The organism is Synechococcus sp. MU1651, from assembly GCF_023630635.1.
Taxonomy (GTDB): Bacteria; Cyanobacteriota; Cyanobacteriia; order PCC-6307; family Cyanobiaceae; genus Parasynechococcus.
Map to the genome: position 1 here is coordinate 146,249 of NZ_JAKUHJ010000002.1, position 20,733 is coordinate 166,981.

General features: G+C 64.0%; 20 protein-coding genes, 1 tRNA gene and 1 other RNA gene. 11 read left to right on the forward strand and 11 right to left on the reverse strand.

The features are described from left to right. Positions 1–41: 41 nt before the first annotated feature. Both fabF and acpP read right to left on the reverse strand, forming a co-directional pair. Complete coding sequence (gene fabF / locus NCN05_RS03620) at positions 42–1,289, reverse strand: beta-ketoacyl-ACP synthase II (protein WP_250397027.1); 1,248 nt, start codon at positions 1,287–1,289, stop codon at positions 42–44. 8 nt (positions 1,290–1,297) lie between these two features. Continuing rightward, a complete protein-coding gene (gene acpP, locus NCN05_RS03625; RefSeq protein ID WP_011363161.1) occupies positions 1,298–1,540 on the reverse strand; it encodes an acyl carrier protein in 243 nt (80 codons plus the stop codon). A 146-nt stretch (positions 1,541–1,686) separates the two neighbouring features. Here acpP and psaC point away from each other — a divergent pair, with 146 nt between their 5' ends. Continuing rightward, positions 1,687–1,932, forward strand: coding sequence for a photosystem I iron-sulfur center protein PsaC (gene psaC, locus NCN05_RS03630; protein ID WP_006850103.1), 246 nt, complete (start codon positions 1,687–1,689; stop codon positions 1,930–1,932). Positions 1,933–1,986: 54 nt separating this feature from the next. Further along, the gene (glmS, locus tag NCN05_RS03635) at positions 1,987–3,876 is read left to right on the forward strand and encodes a glutamine--fructose-6-phosphate transaminase (isomerizing) (RefSeq protein ID WP_250397028.1); all 1,890 of its coding nucleotides are present in this window, start codon (positions 1,987–1,989) and stop codon (positions 3,874–3,876) included. On the opposite strand, the gene NCN05_RS03640 is transcribed toward glmS, so the two are convergent. Together NCN05_RS03640 and rimM are read right to left on the reverse strand one after the other, a co-directional pair. Further along, positions 3,863–5,341 (reverse strand): mannose-1-phosphate guanylyltransferase/mannose-6-phosphate isomerase, encoded by a 1,479-nt coding sequence (locus NCN05_RS03640; protein ID WP_250397029.1) that lies wholly within the window; start codon positions 5,339–5,341, stop codon positions 3,863–3,865. The genes glmS and NCN05_RS03640 overlap by 14 nt on opposite strands. A gap of 70 nt (positions 5,342–5,411) precedes the next feature. Further along, positions 5,412–5,945: a ribosome maturation factor RimM gene (rimM, locus tag NCN05_RS03645; protein WP_250397105.1), complete on the reverse strand. Its 534-nt coding sequence runs from the start codon at positions 5,943–5,945 to the stop codon at positions 5,412–5,414. 55 nt (positions 5,946–6,000) lie between these two features. Here rimM and NCN05_RS03650 point away from each other — a divergent pair, with 55 nt between their 5' ends. Together NCN05_RS03650 and NCN05_RS03655 are read left to right on the forward strand one after the other, a co-directional pair. Next, the gene (locus tag NCN05_RS03650) at positions 6,001–6,186 is read left to right on the forward strand and encodes an NAD(P)H dehydrogenase subunit NdhS (RefSeq protein ID WP_250397030.1); all 186 of its coding nucleotides are present in this window, start codon (positions 6,001–6,003) and stop codon (positions 6,184–6,186) included. Positions 6,187–6,232: 46 nt separating this feature from the next. Further along, positions 6,233–7,018 carry an ion transporter gene (locus NCN05_RS03655; protein ID WP_502988797.1) on the forward strand — a complete coding sequence of 262 codons (786 nt, stop codon included), beginning with the start codon at positions 6,233–6,235 and terminating at the stop codon, positions 7,016–7,018. Here NCN05_RS03655 and rnc read toward each other — a convergent pair. After that, positions 6,976–7,701, reverse strand: coding sequence for a ribonuclease III (rnc, locus tag NCN05_RS03660; protein WP_250397031.1), 726 nt, complete (start codon positions 7,699–7,701; stop codon positions 6,976–6,978). The two genes, NCN05_RS03655 and rnc, sit on opposite strands and share 43 nt — an antisense overlap. Before the next feature lie 28 nt (positions 7,702–7,729). Further along, an RNA gene (gene rnpB, locus NCN05_RS03665) (RNase P RNA component class A) lies at positions 7,730–8,105 on the reverse strand. 39 nt (positions 8,106–8,144) lie between these two features. Here rnpB and NCN05_RS03670 point away from each other — a divergent pair. The 3 genes from NCN05_RS03670 to NCN05_RS03680 all read left to right on the forward strand — a co-directional run bounded on the left by NCN05_RS03670 (position 8,145) and on the right by NCN05_RS03680 (position 9,143). After that, a tRNA-Arg gene (locus NCN05_RS03670) sits at positions 8,145–8,218 on the forward strand. A 93-nt stretch (positions 8,219–8,311) separates the two neighbouring features. Then, complete coding sequence (locus NCN05_RS03675; protein WP_025362017.1) at positions 8,312–8,638, forward strand: DUF8670 family protein; 327 nt, start codon at positions 8,312–8,314, stop codon at positions 8,636–8,638. Between the two features lie 37 nt (positions 8,639–8,675). Then, positions 8,676–9,143: a DUF8661 family protein gene (locus tag NCN05_RS03680; protein WP_250397032.1), complete on the forward strand. Its 468-nt coding sequence runs from the start codon at positions 8,676–8,678 to the stop codon at positions 9,141–9,143. Positions 9,144–9,202: 59 nt separating this feature from the next. Here the strand turns inward: NCN05_RS03680 and NCN05_RS03685 are convergent, their stop codons facing one another. Continuing rightward, complete coding sequence (locus NCN05_RS03685) at positions 9,203–11,725, reverse strand: glycogen/starch/alpha-glucan phosphorylase (protein ID WP_250397033.1); 2,523 nt, start codon at positions 11,723–11,725, stop codon at positions 9,203–9,205. A 211-nt stretch (positions 11,726–11,936) separates the two neighbouring features. On the opposite strand from NCN05_RS03685, the gene NCN05_RS03690 reads away from it, so the two are divergent. After that, on the forward strand, positions 11,937–13,313 hold the full coding sequence (locus tag NCN05_RS03690) for a cation:proton antiporter (protein ID WP_250397034.1): 1,377 nt from the start codon (positions 11,937–11,939) through the stop codon (positions 13,311–13,313). 1 nt (position 13,314) lies between these two features. On the opposite strand, the gene NCN05_RS03695 is transcribed toward NCN05_RS03690, so the two are convergent. Further along, entirely contained in the window at positions 13,315–13,665 is a 351-nt protein-coding gene (locus tag NCN05_RS03695) for a hypothetical protein (protein WP_250397035.1), read from the reverse strand. Between the two features lie 20 nt (positions 13,666–13,685). Here NCN05_RS03695 and NCN05_RS03700 point away from each other — a divergent pair, with 20 nt between their 5' ends. Then, positions 13,686–14,597 carry an alpha/beta fold hydrolase gene (locus tag NCN05_RS03700; RefSeq protein WP_250397036.1) on the forward strand — a complete coding sequence of 304 codons (912 nt, stop codon included), beginning with the start codon at positions 13,686–13,688 and terminating at the stop codon, positions 14,595–14,597. Positions 14,598–14,623: 26 nt separating this feature from the next. After that, the gene (locus NCN05_RS03705) at positions 14,624–15,478 is read left to right on the forward strand and encodes an aldose epimerase family protein (protein ID WP_250397037.1); all 855 of its coding nucleotides are present in this window, start codon (positions 14,624–14,626) and stop codon (positions 15,476–15,478) included. On the opposite strand, the gene NCN05_RS03710 is transcribed toward NCN05_RS03705, so the two are convergent. Beyond that, positions 15,463–16,614, reverse strand: a complete 1,152-nt coding sequence (locus NCN05_RS03710) for an FAD-binding oxidoreductase (RefSeq protein ID WP_250397038.1) — start codon at positions 16,612–16,614, stop codon at positions 15,463–15,465. The genes NCN05_RS03705 and NCN05_RS03710 overlap by 16 nt on opposite strands. A gap of 14 nt (positions 16,615–16,628) precedes the next feature. Here NCN05_RS03710 and NCN05_RS03715 point away from each other — a divergent pair, with 14 nt between their 5' ends. Continuing rightward, positions 16,629–17,975 (forward strand): four-carbon acid sugar kinase family protein, encoded by a 1,347-nt coding sequence (locus NCN05_RS03715; RefSeq protein ID WP_250397039.1) that lies wholly within the window; start codon positions 16,629–16,631, stop codon positions 17,973–17,975. Here NCN05_RS03715 and NCN05_RS03720 read toward each other — a convergent pair. Both NCN05_RS03720 and NCN05_RS03725 read right to left on the reverse strand, forming a co-directional pair. Further along, on the reverse strand, positions 17,874–19,232 hold the full coding sequence (locus NCN05_RS03720; protein ID WP_250397040.1) for a (Fe-S)-binding protein: 1,359 nt from the start codon (positions 19,230–19,232) through the stop codon (positions 17,874–17,876). The two genes, NCN05_RS03715 and NCN05_RS03720, sit on opposite strands and share 102 nt — an antisense overlap. A 34-nt stretch (positions 19,233–19,266) precedes the next feature. Then, positions 19,267–20,691 (reverse strand): NADP-dependent isocitrate dehydrogenase, encoded by a 1,425-nt coding sequence (locus tag NCN05_RS03725; RefSeq protein ID WP_250397041.1) that lies wholly within the window; start codon positions 20,689–20,691, stop codon positions 19,267–19,269. Positions 20,692–20,733 lie beyond the last annotated feature (42 nt).

Genomic DNA, 20,733 nt, shown 5'->3' on the forward strand with positions numbered 1-20,733 from the left:
AAAGTTGGAGCGATTTTGACGCACGACGTGAGCGCGGAGGCTCAGCTGGCGCGTTTGAAAGCCAGGCAGACGTTGTGGCCGCCGAAGCCGAAGGAGTTGGACAAGACAGTTCCCAGTGTCTGATCCCGCGCCTCGTTGGGCACGACATCCAGATCACAGTCGGGATCCGGTGTGGTGTGGTTGATCGTGGGAGGCACGACGCCGTGTTGCAGCGCCAGCACGCAGGCCACAGCCTCGATGCCACCAGAACCACCCAGCAGGTGACCGGTCATCGATTTGGTGGAGCTCACCGGAATCTGCAGTGCACGTTCACCCAGGGCGCTTTTGATCGCCGAGGTTTCGTTTTTGTCGTTCGCCGGGGTGCTGGTGCCGTGGGCGTTGACGTAGTCGATCTCGGATGGATCAATGCCGCCATCGGCCAGGGCAAGGCGCATCGCCTCGGCGCCACCGACGCCGCCGGGTGTGGGGGAGGTGATGTGGTGTGCGTCGCAGGTCATCCCATAACCCACCACTTCACCCAGGATCGTGGCGCCACGGGCCTGGGCGTGCTCGAGGGTTTCGAGCACCAGCACGCCGGCACCTTCACCGATCACGAAGCCATCGCGCTCCTTGTCGAATGGACGGCTGGCGGTAGCCGAGTCGTCATTACGGAACGACAAGGCCTTGGCACTGGCGAAGCCGGCCACTCCCAGGGGAGTGATCGCCGATTCGGCGCCACCGCACACCATCGCGTCGGCTTTGCCCATTTGGAGCAGACGGAAGGCATCGCCAACGGCATTGGAGCCGGCAGCGCATGCGGTAGCCACGGCGGAGCTGGGTCCCTTGGTGCCCAGGGCAATGGCAGCGAGGCCCGTGGCCATGTTGGGAATCATCATCGGCACCGTGAACGGGCTCACCCGTCCCGGCCCACGACCCTCAAGCACGTGGGCTTGGGTCTCCATCGTCAGCAGGCCGCCGACGCCAGAGCCAATGATCGTGCCAATTCGATCCGCGTTCTCGTCGTTGATATCAAGGCCTGCATGGGCAACAGCCTGTTTGGCAGCCACCACGCCGAACTTGCAGAACCGATCCCAGCGCTTGGCTTCCTTCGGTTCGATGAAGCCGGACGGATCGAAATCCTTCACCTCCGCCGCAAAGCGACAGGCGTGTTCGGATGCATCGAACAGGGTGATGGCCTCCACTCCGTTTCTACCGGAGGTGAGGCCGTCCCAATAATCCTGAACCGTGTTGCCGATCGGTGTGACCGCGCCGAGGCCGGTGATGACGACGCGATGGAGACCATCCACCATTGCGTTGCTCAGGCCTGTTTGTCTTCGATGTATTTGACGGCGTCGCCGACGGTGGTGATGCCTTCAGCGGCTTCGTCGGGGATCTCGATGTCGAAGGCCTCTTCCAGGGCCATCACGAGTTCCACGGTGTCCAGAGAATCAGCACCCAGATCGTTCTGGAAGTTGGATTCGGGCTTCACTTCGCCGGAGTCAACACTGAGTTGCTCCGCAACGATTGAGCGCACCTTTTCGAGAATCGCTTCCTGGGACATAGCCGTGGCAACGGGACGCTGCATCTTACGGGCACGCCTTCGTGGTCCCTTTCTCAATGACCGCGCCGTTAACAACGGTGACGGCCTGGCCATGGACCGGCGAAGGACGGGTACGTTTGCCGCAAGCCTTCGTATGCATCGGGCACATGTCCCACGCCGTCAAGATCTACGACACCTGCATCGGCTGCACCCAGTGTGTGCGTGCCTGCCCTCTCGACGTGCTTGAGATGGTGCCCTGGGACGGCTGCAAGGCCGGCCAAATTGCCTCTTCGCCTCGAACGGAAGATTGTGTCGGTTGCAAGCGCTGCGAAACCGCCTGCCCCACCGACTTCCTCAGCATTCGCGTCTACCTGGGCGACGAGACCACCCGCTCCATGGGTCTGGCCTACTGATTTGCCCCGTTTCACCTCATAAGCTCGGCCCGGCTTCAGCCGGGCTTTTTTTGTATGTGCGGAATCGTTGCCCTTGTGGGCTCCCGAGAAGCAGCACCCCAGCTCCTGGAGGGCCTTCGCCAGCTGGAGTACCGGGGCTATGACTCCGCAGGGATTGCCACGGTGGCTGCCCAGGGGCAGCTGACCTGCTTGCGGGCCAAGGGCAAGCTTCGCAATCTCACCGCTTGTGTGGACACGGAGGGTGCTCCGGGGCAATGCGGCATTGGCCACACCCGCTGGGCCACCCATGGCAAGCCGGAAGAGCGCAATGCCCATCCGCACCGCAGCAGCGATGGAGCGGTGGCTGTGGTGCAGAACGGAATTATTGAGAACCATCGGGTCCTGCGGGAGCAGCTGGAGGCTTCCGGGGTGGTATTCCAGTCGGAGACTGACACCGAGGTGATTCCCCACTTGCTGGCTGCGGAACTGCAGCAGCTGCAAGCAGCAGGTGGAACCCCTGGCGGTGGGCTGTTGCTGGCGGCCCTGCAGCAGGTGCTGCCCAAGTTGGAAGGGGCCTATGCCCTGGCGGTGATCTGGGATCAGGCCCCGGGGGCGCTGGTGGTGGCCCGCAAGGCGGCCCCCCTGTTGATCGGCTTGGGGGAAGGGGAATTCCTCTGTGCCAGCGACACGCCGGCCCTGGCGGGCTTCACCCGCACGATCCTTCCCATGGAAGACGGCGAGGTGGCCTTGCTCTCACCCCTCGGCGTTGAGCTTTATGACGCCGCAGGGGCCCGTCAGCAACGCATGCCCACCCAGCTGAGCGGTGTGGACCACGTGGCTGACAAACGTGAGTTCCGTCACTTCATGCTCAAGGAAATCCATGAGCAACCGGAGACGGCGGAGCTGTGGGTGGCGCGTCATCTGCCCCAGGGACTGCCGCCGGAGCAGCCGGTGGCCCTGCCGTTGGACGATGCCTTTTACGCCGGGATTGAACGGATTCAGATCCTGGCCTGTGGCACCAGCCGCCACGCCGCGATGGTTGGGGCCTATCTGCTGGAACAGTTCGCTGGGATTCCCACCTCGGTGCACTACGCCAGTGAGTTCCGCTATGCGCCGCCGCCGCTGGCCCCCCACACCCTCACCATTGGGGTGACTCAGTCCGGTGAAACGGCTGACACCCTGGCTGCCCTGGCGATGGAGGCGGAGCGGCGTCTGGCCCATGGAGATCCGGCCTTCGCCCCCCGCCAGCTGGGGGTGACCAACCGTCCGGAGAGCTCCCTCTCGCGCCAGGTGCCCCACATCCTCGACATCGGGGCCGGCATCGAAGTGGGCGTGGCGGCCACCAAGACCTTCCTCGGCCAGCTGCTGGCCTTTTATGGGCTGGCGATGGCCTTTGCGGCTCGCCGTGGCTCTCGCCCGGCGGCTGAGATCAATGCCTTGGCGGACGAATTGCGCGGCCTGCCCCAGCAGTTGCGCCAGCTGGTGGAGCTGCACGACCAGCGTTCCGCAGCCCTGGCCCATCGCTTTGCCGATACCCAGGACGTGATTTTCTTGGGCCGGGGAATCAACTATCCGATTGCCTTGGAGGGGGCGTTGAAGCTCAAGGAGATCAGCTACATCCATGCCGAGGGCTATCCGGCTGGGGAGATGAAGCACGGCCCGATCGCCTTGCTGGATTCCCGCGTGCCGGTGGTGTCGATCGCTGTGCCCGGTGTGGTGTTCGAGAAGGTGCTCAGCAATGCCCAGGAGGCCAAGGCCCGCGATGCGCAGTTGATCGGTGTGGCGCCCCAGGGGCCTGACACCGATCTGTTTGATGAACTGCTGCCAGTGCCGGAGGTGAGTGAGTGGATCAGCCCCCTGCTCACCGTGGTCCCGATGCAGTTGCTGAGCTATCACATCGCCGCCCATCGCGGCCTGGATGTGGACCAGCCCCGCAATCTGGCGAAGAGCGTCACTGTGGAGTGATCACCGCTTTGGCTGCAGCGGCGAGATCGCTGCGGCCATAAGCGTCGTCGAAGCGAACGATGTCGTCTTCGCCGAGGTAGGCACCGCTCTGCACCTCGATCAGTTCCACGGGAATGCGGCCGGGGTTGGTGAGCCGGTGTTTGCAGCCCAGGGGAATGTAGGTGCTCTGGTTCTCGCCGATCAGCTGCGACTCGCCGTCGCGTTCCACCATCGCGGTGCCCTTGACCACGATCCAGTGCTCCGCCCGGTGGTGGTGCATCTGCAGCGACAGGCTGGCGCCGGGTTTCACCGAGATCCGTTTCACCTGCCAGCGGGTTCCTTCAGTGACGCCGGTGTAGTGGCCCCAGGGACGGTAGATCTTGCGGTGCGCCTTGCCCTCCGGGCTGCTGGCGGCCTCCAGCTGCTTCACCACGGTCTTGATCTCCTGGGCCTTGGAGCGATCCGCAATCAACACGGCGTCGTCGGTTTCCACCACCACGAGGTTTTCAACCCCCAGACCCACCACCAGGCGGTGTTCGCTGCGCAGATAGCAGTCGCGGCTGCCTTCGCTGATCACGTGGCCCTGCAGCACATTGCCGTGGGAATCCTTTTGCTCTGAGGTTTCCCAGAGGGCGCTCCAGCTGCCGACGTCGCTCCAGCCCGCATCCAGTGGCAGAACACTGCCCAGTTCCGTTTTTTCCATCACGGCCACGTCAATGGCCACGTTGGGGCACTTGGCAAAGGCTTCCCGCTCCAGCCGATGGAATTCCAGGTCAGCTGTGTCCTGCTCCAGAGCGGCCCGGCAGCAGCTCACCACTTCCGGGGCCAGTCGCTCCAGTTCGGCCAGCATGGCGCTGGCGCGGAACAGGAACATGCCGCTGTTCCAGGTGAAGCGGCCGGTGGCCAGGAATTGCTCTGCTGTGGCCTGATCGGGCTTCTCCACGAAGCGCTTGATCGGCACATGGGACGGTCCCCCAAGGGAGAAGGGTTCGCTGGCTTCGATGTAGCCGTAGCCGGTTTCCGGGGCCGTTGGCACGATCCCGAAGGTCACCAATCGTCCCGCTTCGGCGGGTTTGCGGCCGGCGTCGATGGCCTGGCGGAACTGGGCGGCATCGCGGATCAGGTGATCCGCTGCCAGCACCAGCAGCAGGGGGTCTTCGCCGTTGGCCGTGGCCTGCAGCGCGGCCACTGTCACCGCCGGGGCGGTGTTGCGGCCCATCGGTTCCAGCAGGATCGCGTTCGGTTCGACCCCGATCTGCCGCATCTGTTCGGCCACGATGAAGCGGTGGTCTTCATTGCAGATCAGCAGGGGAGCTGCCAGGGCGTCCAAGCCATAGAGCCGCTGTTGGGTCTGCTGCAGCAATGTGGCTTCGCCGTCTCCGCTCAACGGCCAATACTGCTTGGGGTAACTCGCCCGCGACAGCGGCCAGAGCCGTGTGCCGGTGCCCCCGCAAAGGATCACAGGAATCAGCGGTGTGGAGGCCATCACGTCCTGAGAGCGGTGACCCAGAATCGCTTGCCCTATGGGGTTCTGTCGATGCCCCGAGAGAGATCTGTCAGAGCTCCAGTAGGCCTGGCGGTGGCGTGAGCAGCAGCCAGCCGTCCTCCAACTGCACCTCTGGCACGATCGCCTCCACAAAGGGAATCAGCAGCTTGCGGCCCTCCGATGTGGTGATTTCCAGTAGGTCGTTGCCGCCGCTGATCAAATCGCTCACGGTGCCAACGGCAGGGCCATCGGCCGCGAGCCGTGCCTCCAGGCCCAGCAGATCAAGCAGGTGAAATTCCCCCTCGTCCAATTCGGGCCGGTCATCCGCTGACACCAGCAGTTCTTGGCCCACAAGGGTTTCGGCGGCGCTACGGCTGTCGATTCCTTCAATCCGAACCACGAACAGCGACTTGCCGGGCAGTTGCCGCCCCTTCTTGAGTTGGATCTCCGTCGGTGCACCCCCCTTGCGGCTGCGCAGCCAGCGGGGCCCCGGCGCTGTGAACCGCTCGGGAAAATCACTGGCGGGGTTCACCCGCAGTTCCCCCTGTAGCCCCTGGACTCCCACGATCTTGCCGACGCTGAGCCAGTCGTCGCTTTCCGCCATGCCATCCGCCGCGCACTCTGCCGATAATGGCTCCAGATCCGTCCGCGAACGAGCCATGGCGCCTGCAACCGCTCCGATCCTCCCCGGCGCCACTGTCACCGTGGCCGATGCCACTTCGATCTACAACGGTTACACCGGCTTTGTGCAGCGAATCAGCGGCGACCGTGCGGCCGTTTTGTTTGAAGGTGGAAACTGGGACAAATTGGTGACCCTGCGGTTAAAGGACCTTCAGCCGGCCTAAGGCAATAGATGCTGACTGAAGCCTGCGACAACGGCTGCAGTCAACGGTGCTGGAAGCCAGCGCCCCCGCGGGCAAGGCTTACAACGCTGTCATTTTTGGGGCAATTCTTCTAAGTGTTCTGGCCCTCTTGCTGGAACCCGACCCCCTGGGCAACTCAGCCCTGCGCCAAACCAATGTGCCCTGGATCGATCTGGTTCAGAACGTTTGCTTGGCGGTGTTTGTGGCGGATTTCGTCCTTCATCTGGCCTTGGTGGAGAGGCCTCGCCGTTACTTGTTCAGCTTCACCGGATTGATTGACGCTTCGGCGGTGCTTTTTTTCTTCGTGCCGCAGGTGCGCAGTGAGCTGTTGCTGTGGGTGTTCAAGTTCGGTCGCATCCTGCGGGTGTTCAAGCCGCTCAAGTTCATCGATGAAGCCCGCGTGTTGGGGCAGGCATTGCGGGGAAGTGCCCGCACCATCGGCGTCTTTCTGTTCTTCGTCTTCCTGCTGCAGGTGGTGCTCGGCTACAGCATCTTTGTAATCGAGAGCGCCCGGCCTGATTCCCAGTTGCAGACGGTGGCGAGCGGCGTCTACTGGGCGATCGTGACCATAACCACCGTCGGCTACGGCGACGTGGTGCCCCAGACGGAACTGGGTCGGCTGCTGGCCTCAGTGGTGATGCTCCTGGGTTTCGGCATCATTGCCATTCCCACAGGGATCCTGACGGTGTCGGGGGTGCGCCATCACCAGCAGAGGTCGGTGGAGCTGGTCTGCAGCAGCTGCGGGCGTCAGGGGCACCGCAAGGGTGCCCGTCACTGCGATGCCTGTGGCGCGTCGCTGCCTTCCAGGGCCTGAAGAGCTGCTGTTGCCGCGCTCTGCTCGGCCTCCTTGCGGGATCGGCCTTTGGCCTCCGCTAGGCCTTGGCCTTGGATGCTCACCCGGCAGCGGAAGCGTTCGGGGTCGCCGTGCTGGCGGCTGCATTCTTCGGTGGTGTATCTGGGCAGTCCCAGCCCCTGGCCCTGGCTCCACTCCTGCAGGGCTGTTTTGCCGCCGAACTGATGGGGAGTTGCCAGCACCGCCTGGGCGGTGGCGCACCAGTGGGGGGTGAGCCAGCGGTGAATCGCTTCAACGTTGCCGAGGGCGCTGTACAACGCACCGATCAGAGCCTCGGTGGCATCGGCTCGCAGCCTGGATTCGGCGGACCGATCCCCCTGGGCGTGCCGCCCCAGCAGCAGATGCTGTTCGATGCCAAGTGCTGCACCCACGTCCGCCAGCCAGCGATCGCTGACCAGCTGGGCCCGCAGGTTGGAGCAGGCACCCACCGCCAGATCGGCGTGGTGGCGATCAATGAATTCGGTGGCGGCGAGCCGCAGCACCGCATCACCAAGGAACTCCAACCGTTCCAGGTTGCGGGCCCGGCCGCTCGACACGTGGGTGAGTGCCTGATTCACCAAGGCGAGTAGCTCAGGGTTGATTGGAATCTCAGCGTCGAGGCGCTGGATCAGGTTGGTGAGCTCTGCGGCGCGGGATGGATCCATCAGGACTCCTGAGCAACGCTGAAAAAGGGGTGAAAGCAGGACATAAGCCGGGTTCTGTTCACGCCTCCTTGGAGGGTGGGTGGCTATCTATCTGGGACCGCCGTTACCGACGGCCTCAAGCGGCGCGTTCAAACGGAACGGGGCCAATGGCCAGCCATCGTTCCTTGGCCTTGCTCCCAGCCGGGGTTTACCGAGCCAGCACCTCTCGATGCTGCTGGTGCGCTCTTACCGCACCTTTGCACCCTTGCCTGTGCCGGCGAACCGGCCATCGGCGGTGTGTTTCTGTGGCACTCTCCTCACGGTCACCCGCACTGGGCGTTACCCAGCAAGCCTGGCCATCAGGGAGCCCGGACTTTCCTCAGCCGACACTCAAAGAGATCGGCCGCAACCACCTCGCCTGCTTTCAGATCTCATCATGCCTCGTGGGCATAATTCAGTGGTCTGGGGCTGTAGCTCAGCTGGATAGAGCGACGGTTTCCTAAACCGTAGGTCGTGGGTTCGAGTCCCGCCAGCCCCGTGAGAATTGCTCAAGAGGTAGTGAGCGCTACATCTGGTGGGGTGTTCAGATCGTTCACCACCGCTAGGGTTGGTGCAACCAGGTTTGGGTGCCATGACCCAGCTTCACGATCTCCGTCTGCGGCTGTTGGTGCAGCAGGAAAGTGAGCGGATTGCTGAATCCCAGCCCACGGATCTGGATTTATCCGTGGTGCAGGCCCGCTGCCTGTGCTGGCTTGCTCTCCTGGCGGAAGCCCACGAAGATCAGGCCAGTGACGCGGAACGTCGCGGAGACACGGAACAGGCCATGGGCTGGTTCGCCGATTCGATGCGGCTGCGGGATGTGATCGGTGTGGTGTCCTCCATCGAGATCCCTCTGCCCGACACCGCTGGTGAGGATGGCCCTCAGGCCGAGGAGGATCTCGGGCCTCAGGCGGCTTGATCGGTGGCATAGTGGGTAATGACCGCGAGGGACTGCATTGCCGGAAGAGCCCTGCCAGTGCCCGGATTGCCAACGGTTTTACCGGGAGCATGACCGGCTGATCCGGGAGTCCCCCACGCTTCGTCAGCAACAGGAGCTCAACTGGGCAGCACTCCAGTCGTTCCGCACCCTGTCGGGCCGGGTGCTCGAGGATCTGCAGAAGCAGCACGGCTCCCGCCAGACCGCCGAAGCAGGCGCTTCGAAGCCTGCAGCATCCGGCGCGCCTGTGCCGGAGGAATCAGGTGATGGCATCCAGCAGGCCATTGCCGATCTGGAGAACATCAACGCCCATCTGTTCTCGATCGAGGCGTTGATGGAGCGGGTGTTTGATGTGCGCGTCCCAGAGGAAATCGAGCAGAAGTTCCGCGAACTGGCCGGTGAGCTGGCTCCAGACCCGTTGAACGTGGACCGTCTACGGCTCAATCGCCTATTGCATCAGACTCCTGATCTGCCCGATCGGAGCTGAAGCGCTGCATCTTGGTTCCAAGCCCTGGACAGGATCCAGGGCTTTTTTTGTGGCTGTTTTCAGCGCACGTCGCAGGTGATCTCCACATTGAGAGGATCCACGGCCCAGATGTTTTTGCAGTACTCGCCGATGGAACGGTCGGAGGAGAAGAACCCGGTGCGGGCCGTATTCAGCAGTGACATGCGATTCCAGTGCATCCGGTCGCTCCAGGCACGGCTGACCGCCTCCTGGGCCCGTAGGTAGTCGGCGTAGTCGGCCATCACATAGAAGGGGTCGTTGCCGGTGAGGTTGTCGAGCAGAGGGCGGAAAAGTTCGCCGTCGCCGTTGCTGAAGTGCCCCATCTCGATCAGCCGCAGGGCCTCCTGCAGCTCCGGCAGTGCGGCGATCACATCGCTAGGGCGGTAGCCGTCCTGCTGCAGGGCCGTGATCTCTTCCACAGTCTTGCCGAACAGGAAGAAGTTCTCGCTTCCCACCAGCTCGCGGATCTCCACATTGGCCCCATCAAGGGTGCCGATGGTGAGGGCACCATTCATGGCGAACTTCATGTTGCCGGTGCCGGAGGCTTCCTTGCCGGCCGTGGAGATCTGTTCAGAGAGGTCGGAGGCGGGATACACCTGCTCCCCCAGCTTCACGTTGTAGTCCGGCAGGAACACCACCCGCAGCAGGCCATCCATGTCGGGATCGGCATTGATGGTGTCGGCGATGCCGTTGAGGAAGCGGATGATCAGCTTCGCCATGTAATAGCCGGGAGCGGCTTTGCCGCCGAAGATCACGGTGCGGGGCGCCATGCCATCGGTCTGGCCGTTCTTGATCCGCAGGTACTGGGTGATCACCTGCAGGGCGTTGAGGTGCTGGCGCTTGTACTCGTGGATGCGCTTCACCTGCACGTCGAACAGGCTTGCGGGGTCCACCAGCACGCCGGTGTTGCGGTGGATGTAGGTGGCCAGCTTGCGCTTCACCGACAACTTGGTGTTGCCCCAGAGCTCGAGGAAGCCCTGGTCGTTCTGCCGCTCCTCCAGCTTGCGCAGGCTCTCCATGTTGGAGATCCAGTCCGGCCCCACGTGCTGATCCAGCAGGGCTGACATCTCGGGGTTGGCCAGGGCGACCCAGCGGCGTGGGGTGACGCCATTGGTGACGTTGGTGAACTTCTCCGGCCAGAGCGCTGCGAACTCAGGCAGCAGGTCGGTTTTCACCAGATCGGAGTGCAGCGCCGCCACACCGTTCACATGGTGGGCTCCGATCGTGGCCAGGTGGGCCATGCGCACGGCTTTGCTGCCTTCTTCATCGATGATCGAGAGCTTGCGCTGGATGGCGTCGTTGCCGGGATAACGCAGCCGCACCTGCTGCAGGAAGCGCCGGTTGATCTCGTAGATCAGCTCTAGATGGCGGGGCAGCAGGCTGCTGAACAGGTTGAGGTCCCACTTCTCCAGCGCTTCCGGCAGCAGGGTGTGGTTGGTGTAGGCCACGGAGCGGGAGGTGATGTCCCAGGCCCGGTCCCACTCCAGATGCCGATCATCGATCAGCAGCCGCATCAGCTCCGCCACGGCGATGGCCGGGTGGGTGTCGTTGAGTTGAACCGTCCAGTAGTTGGGAAAGTCCTCCACGGACAGGCCTCGGTTGTCGAGGCTGCGCAGCATGTCCTGCAGCGAGCAGCTGACGAAGAAGTGCTGCTGCTTCAGGCGCAGACGCCGGCCTTCGTCGGTGCCGTCGTTGGGGTAAAGCACCTTGGAGAGGGTTTCGCTGCCCACCTTTTCCTCAACGGCGCCGTAGTAGTCGCCGATGTTGAAGGCATAGAAGTCGAAGCTTTCGGTGGCATCCGCGCGCCAGAGCCGCAGCCGGTCGCAGATGTTGACGCGATAGCCCAGCACCGGCACGTCATGGGGAATGCCGATGGCGTGTTCCGCCGGGATCCAGCGGGAGCGGTAGTTGCCCTTGTCGTCGATGTAACTCTCGGTGCGACCGCCGAAGCCCACGAAGCAGGCCTCGTCGGGCTGGGGCAGTTCCCAGGGCCAGCCTCCCTTGAGCCATTTGTCGGTGATCTCCACCTGCCAGCCATCGCGGATCAGCTGATCGAAAATGCCGAACTCGTAGCGGATTCCGTAGCCGGTGGCCGGGATTTTCAGGCTGGCGAGCGATTCCATGTAGCAAGCGGCCAGACGGCCGAGGCCTCCATTGCCCAGGCCCGGTTCCTCCTCCACATCCAGGATCTGCTGCAACGACTCGATGCCGAAATTCTTCAGGGCCTCTTCGGCTTCCTTCTGAATTCCCAGATTCAGCAGGTTGCTGTGGAGCTGCGGGCCGATCAGAAATTCCGCCGATAGGTAGGCCACCGATTTCTGCGGGCGGGCCCGCATCGCTTCGGTGGTGGCCAGGTAGCGCATCATCAGCCGATCACGCACCGCATAACTCAGGGCCATGTAGAGGTCATGGCGGCTGGCGGTGGGGGCGAGCTTGCCGAGCGTGAAGAACAGGTGTTCCGTCATGCCGTCGAACACGCTCTTGGCATCGAGGCCGGCGCGTTCTGGGTCGTTGTGACAGCCGGGGGTCGGCAGACGCAGATCGAACGGTTGTGACGTGGTCATGGGGGTTCAGCGAGCCATGGAGCGTGGAATCACCGTCAGGCCAGGGGTGCTCGGAGCCCAACTCAATGAATTACCCGGACCGTAGCCATCACAACTGGGGCTGCCTGAAAAAAAGCGCTTAATACAGCATTCCCGGTCAATTGGGATCATCCAGCGAACAGTTCAGCGGCGGAATCACCATTAAGGTTCAGCGTGAGACATGCCCGGCTTGATGCTGCTGCCCACTCTGCTGAGCGAAATCAGCAGTCATGACCTCGAATTGGCGGAAACGCTGATCGGCGTTCTTCGCTTCATGCTGATCTTCGTGGCGGCCCGCACCCTCGCTGAGGTGCTGGTGCGCTTTGAGCTCCCCACGATTCTTGGAGAACTCCTTGCTGGCGTGCTGATTGGTGCTTCGGGCCTTCACCTTCTGGTGCCGCCGGAGACCCAGGTGCAGCTTTCCGGAGCGTTCTCCGAGGTGGTGGCCGGCCTTTCGCATGTGCCGGTGGAGGAGATTCCAGCCCTCTACAACGAGAGCTTCGGCGCCTTGCAGGCGGTGGCCACGCTGGGGCTTTATTCCCTGCTCTTCCTCACGGGTCTTGAAAGTGAGCTGGAGGAACTGATGGCGGTGGGGGCCCAGGCCTTCAGCGTTGCCGTGGTCGGCGTGGTGCTGCCCTTCGCCCTCGGCACCCTTGGCTTGATGGCGATCTTCCACGTGGATGCGATCCCAGCCATCTTCGCCGGCGCATCGATGACGGCCACCAGCATCGGCATCACCGCCAGCGTTTTTGGTGAACTGGGCTATCTGCGCACCCGAGAAGGCCAGATCGTGATCGGCGCCGCCGTGCTCGACGACATCCTCGGCATCGTAATCCTGGCCATCGTGGTGTCCCTGGCGGCCGGCGGCAGCCTTGAGATCGGGCCCATCGTTCAGCTGGTGGTGGCGGCCGTTCTGTTTGTGGTGGTGGCCTTGTTGTTGAGCCAAAAGGCTGCCCCTGCTTTCGACTGGGTGATTGATCAGCTCAAGGCTCCCGGCGCCAAGCTGATCGGTTCCTATTTGCTGCTGGCCGTCAGCTGTTTTGTCGCTTCTGCCATTGGTCTGGAGGCTGCACTTGGGGCCTTCGCCGCTGGTTTGATCGCCAGCACCTCCAAGCATCGCCACGAGATTCAGGCGGCGGTCACCCCCATCGTTGGCTTGTTCGCCACCGTCTTCTTCGTGCTGGTGGGTGCAGGAATGGACCTCTCAGTGATCAACCCCTCTGATCCGGGGGCCCGTTCCGCCCTGGTGGTGGCCGCCTTCCTGTTCGTGGTGGCGATCATCGGCAAGGTGGCTGCAGGCTGGGCCATCTTCAGCAAGGAAAAGACCAACAATCTGGTGGTGGGTCTGGGAATGATGCCCCGCGGCGAAGTCGGCCTGATTTTCCTGGGCCTGGGCACCGCTTCAGGGCTGCTCAGCCCTGGCCTTGAGGCGGCGATTCTGCTGATGGTGATCGGCACCACCTTCCTGGCGCCGGTGCTGTTGCGCATCGTCCTCAAAGACAAGCCCCCTGAAGACGGCAATCAGGTTCCCGACGAATTTGCTGCCGATCCTCTGGCGGGTGCCTCCTGAATCAGTTGTCTTTTCCAGCATTGGCGAGGACGATCAGAACACTCCAGCCCACGGCCACAACACCAAGGCTGGAGGCCCAGCTCGGACCCAGGACCCAACTGAATCCGAGCTGGGTGACAACGCCCGTGACGAGGGCCAGCAGCAGGCTGCTGATCACCAGCACCGGTTGACGCACCGCTTCGGGAAGACCACCTTCTTCCAGGCTGGATTCCAACGTGCTGAGCGGTGCGCTCAGCGGCACGTAAAGGGCGATGGCCCAGAGCAAAGCTCCGCGCCAGACGGATGCGTCCGCCAGCGGTCCGCCCATCAACTCGTAGCTCACCATCCAGGCCGCTTCAGTGCTGCTTAGCATCGCGTCCCTCGCAGCCGGCTGTGGATCGCGTCACCTGGAGCCATCTCGGCCACGCCGTGCACACGGTGCAGCAGCATCCCGAGCAGGACAACACCGATTGCCCGGCGCTTCTGTTGGTGCATGGGTTCGGAGCATCCACCGATCACTGGCGCCACAACATTCCCGTGTTGGCCCAGACCCACGCCGTGCATGCAATTGATCTGCTGGGCTTCGGCAGAAGTGCCAAGCCGGCGGGTCTCAATTACGGGGGAGCCCTGTGGCGCGATCAACTGGTGGCCTATGTGCGCGAGCGGATTGGCCGTCCGACGGTGATCGCCGGCAATTCCCTCGGTGGTTTTGCGGCCCTTGCTGCCGGGGCCGCGTTGGGATCGGACTGTGCGGGAGTTGTGCTGCTCAATGCCGCCGGTCCCTTCAGTGATGAGCAGAAACCGCCGCAAGGCTGGGGTGCCATCGCCCGCCAGAGCATCGGCACGGCCCTGCTGAAGAGTCCTGTGCTGCAGCGGTTGTTGTTCGAGAACCTGCGCCGACCCGCCACGATTCGCCGCACCCTCAATCAGGTGTACGTCGACAAGACCAACGTCGACGATTGGCTGGTGGAGTCGATCCGGCGCCCCTCCCTCGATCCCGGCGCCTTCGGGGTGTTCCGCACGGTCTTCGATATCCCCCGCGGTCAGCCCCTCGATGAGCTTTTCGCGGAACTGACGGCGCCCCTGTTGCTGCTCTGGGGCATTCGTGATCCCTGGATCAACGCCCCCGGCCGCCGCTCCACCTTCCAGCGCCATGCTCCTGAAGCCACCACCGAGGTGGTTCTGGAGGCCGGGCACTGCCCCCACGATGAGGTGCCGGATCAGGTGAATGCGGCGTTGCTGCAATGGCTGGAGGGCCTCAAGTTGGCTGCGGCACCGACAAATGTGGATCTGCTGGCTAAGTGAATGAATGAGCCACCCCGCATCGGCGGATGCCCATGACCCTCACCCAGCAGTCGGCCCCCTACGCCCACTGGGACTTTGTGCATCCCAGCAGCGGTGATCGGTTGCGAATCATTCCCGAGCGGGGTGGTCTGGTGAGTGGATGGTGTTGCGGGGGGCGGGAGATCCTGTATTTCGACCAAGAGCGTTACGCCGATCCGAGCAAAAGCATTCGCGGCGGCATTCCGGTGTTGTTTCCGATCTGCGGAAACCTGCCCGGGGATGTGCTGCCGGTGGATGGCGTCGACCATCCCCTCAAGCAGCACGGCTTCGCCCGGGATCTTCCCTGGCAGCTTCAGTTGCTCGAGGATCAGTGCGGTGTGTGCCTCAGCCTCTCCAGCAACGACGAAACACTGAAGGCGTATCCCTTCCCCTTCCGTTTGGAGATGGAGCTGCGCCCGGTGGCCTCTGCCTTGGAGATCTCCACCACGGTGCACAACTGCGGTGATGCCGCCATGCCGTTCAGTTTTGGTCTGCACCCCTACTTCAACGTGAGCGATCTGGCCCAGACCCGGCTCACGGGTCTGGCGGAGCGCTGCCTCAACCATCTGGAGATGGCGGAGGCCGCCACCGCCGATCAGCTCAAGCGGCTGCCCGAAGGGGTGGATTTCCTCTGCCGGCCTGCGGGTCCTGTCAGCTTGATCGACGACGCCACCGGCGTGACGATGCAGCTGCAGCATCAGGCACCGCTGGATCTCAGCGTGGTTTGGACTGAGCCCCCGCGGCCAATGGTTTGTCTGGAACCCTGGACCGGTCCGCGCCAGGCCCTGGTGAGTGGTGATCGAAAACTGGTGCTCGAGGCCGGTGCAATGCAGACCCTGGCCTGTCGCTACAGCGTCTCCTGATTCACCCCCGGCAGGCGGCCGCGGCTGAGCTGCTGCTTGGGGTCGAACTGGCGTTTCACCGCTTCGATCAGCGGTCGGGAAGGACGGTCAAGCCAGACCGGCACGGTTGATTCGGCCGCGCGTTTCAACAGCGTCATTTCGCCGCCGAGGCGGATCACGCTGCGGCGTAGCGCCTCCAGCTGGTGATCCGCTGTCGCCGCGTCGCACCAGCCATCACCGCAGCCGGCTCCTGCGGCCAGCTCCCAGGTCCATGGTTTGAGGGCCCTCATCGCCTCATCCCGCAACAACCGGTGCAACTGGGCCGGCGGTAGCACCAGCCGCACCAGCTGCGCAGAGGGGCTGGCATCGAAGGGTGTGGTGAGGGCATCGGAACAAGCCTGGCGTTCGGAGCTGAGCTGTTGGTTCAGCGCCAACGCCTCGAGCTGCTTCAGCTGATCGTTCACCGCCTGCTCCGAGACGCTGCTCACCACCAGCCGCAGCCGCCAGGCACCATCGCCGCCGTTGATCCAGTCACAGCGTTCCGGCGTCAGGCTGGAGCGCAGCAGTTCGCTGCGAAAGGCCTCTTGGGCCTTCAGGTCGCCTTCCACAAGCAGGCTGCTCCGGGAGGGCCGCAGCGGTTGCAGCCGCAGGGTGAGTTCGGTGATCAGCGCCAGGCTGCCCCAGCTGCCGCAGAGCAGCCGCATCAGGTCGTAGCCCGCCACGTTCTTCACCACCCGTCCACCGGCGTGGGCTTCGACGCCATCCGCCCGCAACAGGCCGATGCCAATGATCTGATCGCGCACCCCCAGATGACGCTGCCGCAGTCCCCCCGCCAGTCCACGGGCCACCAGGCCGCCGATGCTTCCGGCAGCGCCGGCTCGGGGCCAGTCAATGGGCAGCCATTGCCCCTGCTCCGCCAGCAGATCCTGCAGGGCCTGCAATGGCATGCCGGCTTCCACCGTGATGGTCAGATCGTCTACGGCCTGGTCGATCACCTGGTTGAGCTGCCGGCAGGAGAGCACCTCATGGCGGGGATCCAGCGGCGGACCCCAGTCCAGGCGTGTGCCCAGGCCACTGGGACTCCAGGGGGTGCCGCTCTGGTGCCACTGGCGCACCAGATCAATCAGAGCACTGCGGCTGGCGGGGGAATGGCTCACGGCACGATGGTGCCATGAAGGTTGTGGTCATTGACGACGATCCCACCGGCTCGCAGACGGTGCACAGTTGCCCGCTGCTGCTGCGCTGGGATGTCGACACCCTGCGCCGGGGGCTGCGTCATGCGTCGCCTCTGTTGTTTCTGCTGGCTGACACCCGGGCGCTGATGCCCACGGATGCCGCGGAACGCAACCGCGGTATTGCGGTGGCCTTGGATCAGGCGCTGCAGCGGGAGGGATTGGCCCGTGATCAGGTGCTGCTGGTGAGTCGTGGGGATTCGACCTTGCGCGGCCATGGGGTGCTGGAGCCTGAGGTTTTGCAGGCGTCCTTCGGGCCCTTTGATGCCACGTTCCATGTTCCGGCGTTCTTGGAAGGGGGCCGCACCACCGTGAACGGGGTGCATCTCCTCCACGGGGAACCGGTGCACACCACGCCGTTCGCTCAGGATCGGCTGTTCGGTTTCACCAGCAGTGATCTGGCCCGCTGGTTGGAGGAGAAGAGTGATGGGTCCATTGCCGCGGCTTCCGTGCAGCGCATCTGTGGCCGGGAGCTTGATGCCGCCTGCGCAGCAGGCCTGCCGCTGTTGATCGATCGTCTGCGTGGGCTCCAGGGCAATGCCTCTGTGGTGGTGGATGCCGAGCGGCAGGAGCAGCTCACCGCTCTGGCAGCAGCGGTGCGCGCCCTACAAGGGCAGAAACGCTTTCTGTTCCGTTCCGCCGCCAGCATGGTGAAGGCCCTGGCGGATCCAGGCCCGCCGCCGCTTGATCCCAAGGGCTTAGCGGGGTTGCGACGGTTGGCTGACGATGGAACGCCTCTGCCGGGCCTTCTGATGGTGGGCTCCCACGTGCCCTTGGCGGATCAGCAGCTGGAGCTGTTGCTGCAGGAATCGGGTTGCCAAGGGGTTGAACTGTCGGTGCCGCGCATCGCTCGGGTGCTGGAGGGGCCGACACCCGATCTGTTGCTGGCGGATCTGGAGCGCGTCTGGTTGCAGCAGCTGCGGGCACTGCTGGATCAAGGTCTGACGCCGGTGTTGTTCACCAGCCGCGGTGAGCTGCGTTGTGCTTCCGAACAGGAGGGCCGGCGCTTGTCCTGCGCTCTGGCCGAGTTGATGGTGCGACTCGCGTCAGCCCTGGCTCCTGATCTGGGCTATCTGCTCAGCAAAGGTGGCATCACCACCCAGACGCTGCTGGCCCGGGGTCTGGCCCTCGAGTCGGTGCAGCTGGAAGGGCAGCTGCTGCCGGGTCTGTCGTTGGTGCGTCCGTCAGCGGGACCCTGCAGCGGACTGCCGATTCTCACCTTCCCCGGCAATCTCGGCGTTGCTGGCACGTTGAGGGACGCCTGGCAGCGGATGGAGGCCGGCTGAGGCGGCCAGCAGTTCCATCGGATGCTGCACCTGGGCCCGATCGCCTAGATGGCGCCGCAGCTGCAGGGTGCAACCGATGTTGGCGCTGGCCACCAGTTCGGCGCCTGTGCTGCTGAGGTCGTCGGCCTTGATTCGGCCCAGTTCGGCGGCTTCCTCTGGCTGCACCAGGTTGTAGATGCCGGCGCTGCCGCAGCACACCCCCGCCTCGGTTGCTTCCCGCAGCTGAACGTTGGGGATGGCCCGCAGCAGCTGGCGGGGCTGGGCCTGGATGCCCTGGCCATGGATCATGTGGCAGGCGTCATGCATGGCCACGACGCCGGGAAGTGGTTGCAGTTGGGCGCGGAACGACTCCAAAAGGCCGCGGTCCGCCAGGAATTCCTGCACATCCAACACCGGAGCGCGGAAGGCCGCCTTGCCGTTCAGGAGCTCGCCGTAGGCCTTCATCGTGTGGCCGCAGCCCGAAGCAGCCACCAGCACCGCATCCAGATCTCCCTCAACGGCATTCATGCTCCGAACCAGATCCGTTGCCAATTGGCGCGTGAGTTCCAGCTCTCCCTGGTGATGGCTCACCGCCCCGCAGCAGCCCTGGTCAGCTGGGATGACCACCTCAAATCCGTTGGCCTGCAGCACTTTCACCGTTGCGGTGCTGACGCTGGGATCGAAGCAGCGCTGCACGCAGCCCAGCAACAGCGCCACGCGGCCGCGGCGTTTGCCGGAGGCAGGATTGATCTGGGGCAGTCGGTCGCTGAAGCTCTCCGGCACCAGGGGTGGCAGCAGCTGCTCCATCGCTTCGATTTCCGGCCCGAACAGACGGGTGAGCCCGGAGCGGCGGGCCAGCTGTTGCAGCGGTGTGCCGGCATAGGCCCGCAAGGGTTGCAGCAGGGCCCGCAGGCGCTGGGGGTAGGGCAGCACCTGCAGCAGCAGCTTGCGGAAGCTGGTTTGCCAACTGCTGCGCTGGTTGGCCTGATTCAGTTTGGGCCGGGTGGCCTCGATCAGCTGGTCGTAGCGGACTCCCGAAGGACAGGCGGAAACACAGGCGTAACAGCCCAGGCAGGTGTCGAAATGGCTGGCCACCGTGGCATCCAGCTCCAGGTCACCGGCTTCGATCGCCCGCAGCGCATGGATGCGGCCCCGGGGCGAGTCCATCTCACTGGCCAGCACTCGATAGCTGGCACAGGTGGGCAGGCAGAAGCCGCAGTGCACGCAGGGGTCTGCTGCGCCGGCGGGAAGCCCGGGGAGCTGGGTGGGAGAGGCCATCGCCTGAGTCTGGCCTGAATGGCAGCTCTGGTGATCAGAAGCGCTGGATGATCGCTTCGGCGAAACCGCTGCAGCTCACCGGATCCACCTGGGGCTCCATCAGTCGGGCCAGGTCGTAGGTGACCTGCTTGTCGGCAATGGCGGCACTGAGGCCCTTGGTCACCAGGTCGGCGGCCTCCTGCCAGCCGAGGAACTCCAGCATCATCACGCCGCTGAGGATCACCGAACCGGGGTTGATCCGGTCGAGGCCAGCGTGTTTCGGGGCGGTGCCGTGGGTGGCTTCGAAGATGGCGGCGTTCTCGCCGATGTTGGCGCCGGGGGCCATGCCCAGGCCACCGACCATCGCGGCGGCGGCGTCGGAGATGTAATCGCCGTTGAGGTTCAACGTGGCGAGGATCGAATACTCCTGGGGACGGGTCTGGATCTGCTGGAAGATGCTGTCGGCGATGCGGTCGTCAACCAGAACCATCTCCTTCCACTTGCCGCCGCCGTGGCTGTTGCCGATGGCGTCGATCACGGCCTGCACTTCGGCGTCGATGTCGGCTTTCTTCTCTGGAGTGAGGCTGTCGTAGCCGGGCTCGATCATGCGGGCGTTGGCCTGCACGCTCAGGTTGGGATCCTTCTCGAGGTTGCCGAGGATCCAGCTTTCCCGCTCGGTGATGCACACATCGCGGAATTCGGTGGTGGCCAGCTCGTAGCCCCAGTCGCGGAAGGCTCCTTCCGTGAACTTCATGATGTTGCCCTTGTGCACCAGGGTCACATGGCGCTTGTCGCCCTGAAGACGCAGGGCGTGTTGGATGGCCTTGCGGATGTGGCGCTGGCTGCCGGCTTTGCTCACCGGCTTGATGCCGATGCCTGAACCCTCTGGGATCTGGCGCTTGCCCAGTTTGCCGTTGGCAGGGATCACAACCTCGTTGAGGTGCTTGCGCAGCTCCTGGCCAACGGCGTCATCGGCTTCCCATTCCACCCCCATGTAGATGTCTTCGGTGTTCTCCCGGTAAACGATCACGTCCAGATCCTGGGGACGCTTATGGGGGCTTGGGGTGCCCTCGTAGTAGCGGCAGGGCCGCACGCAGGAATACAGATCAAAGATCTGGCGCAGGGCCACATTCAGTGAGCGGATGCCGCCGCCCACTGGTGTGGTTAGGGGGCCCTTGATGGCCACGCCGTAGGCGCGGATCGCCTCGAGGGTGTCCTCCGGCAGGTACTGGTAGGTGCCGTAAAGGTCGCAGGCCTCATCGCCGGCGTACACCTTGAACCATTCGATGCTCTTGCTGCCGCCGTAGGCCTGGGCCACGGCCGCATCCAGCACCTTTTGTGTCGCAGGCCAGATGTCCACGCCGGTGCCATCGCCGCGGATGAAGGGAATGATCGGGTTGTCGGCCACCACGGGCTGACCGTTCTCGAAGCGGATCGGTGTGCCCTGGCTGGGGGCGGTGAGCTTCTCGAACTGGGCCATGGCGGTTGGTCGGGCGTCAGCAGGCCGAGCCTATGACTGAGC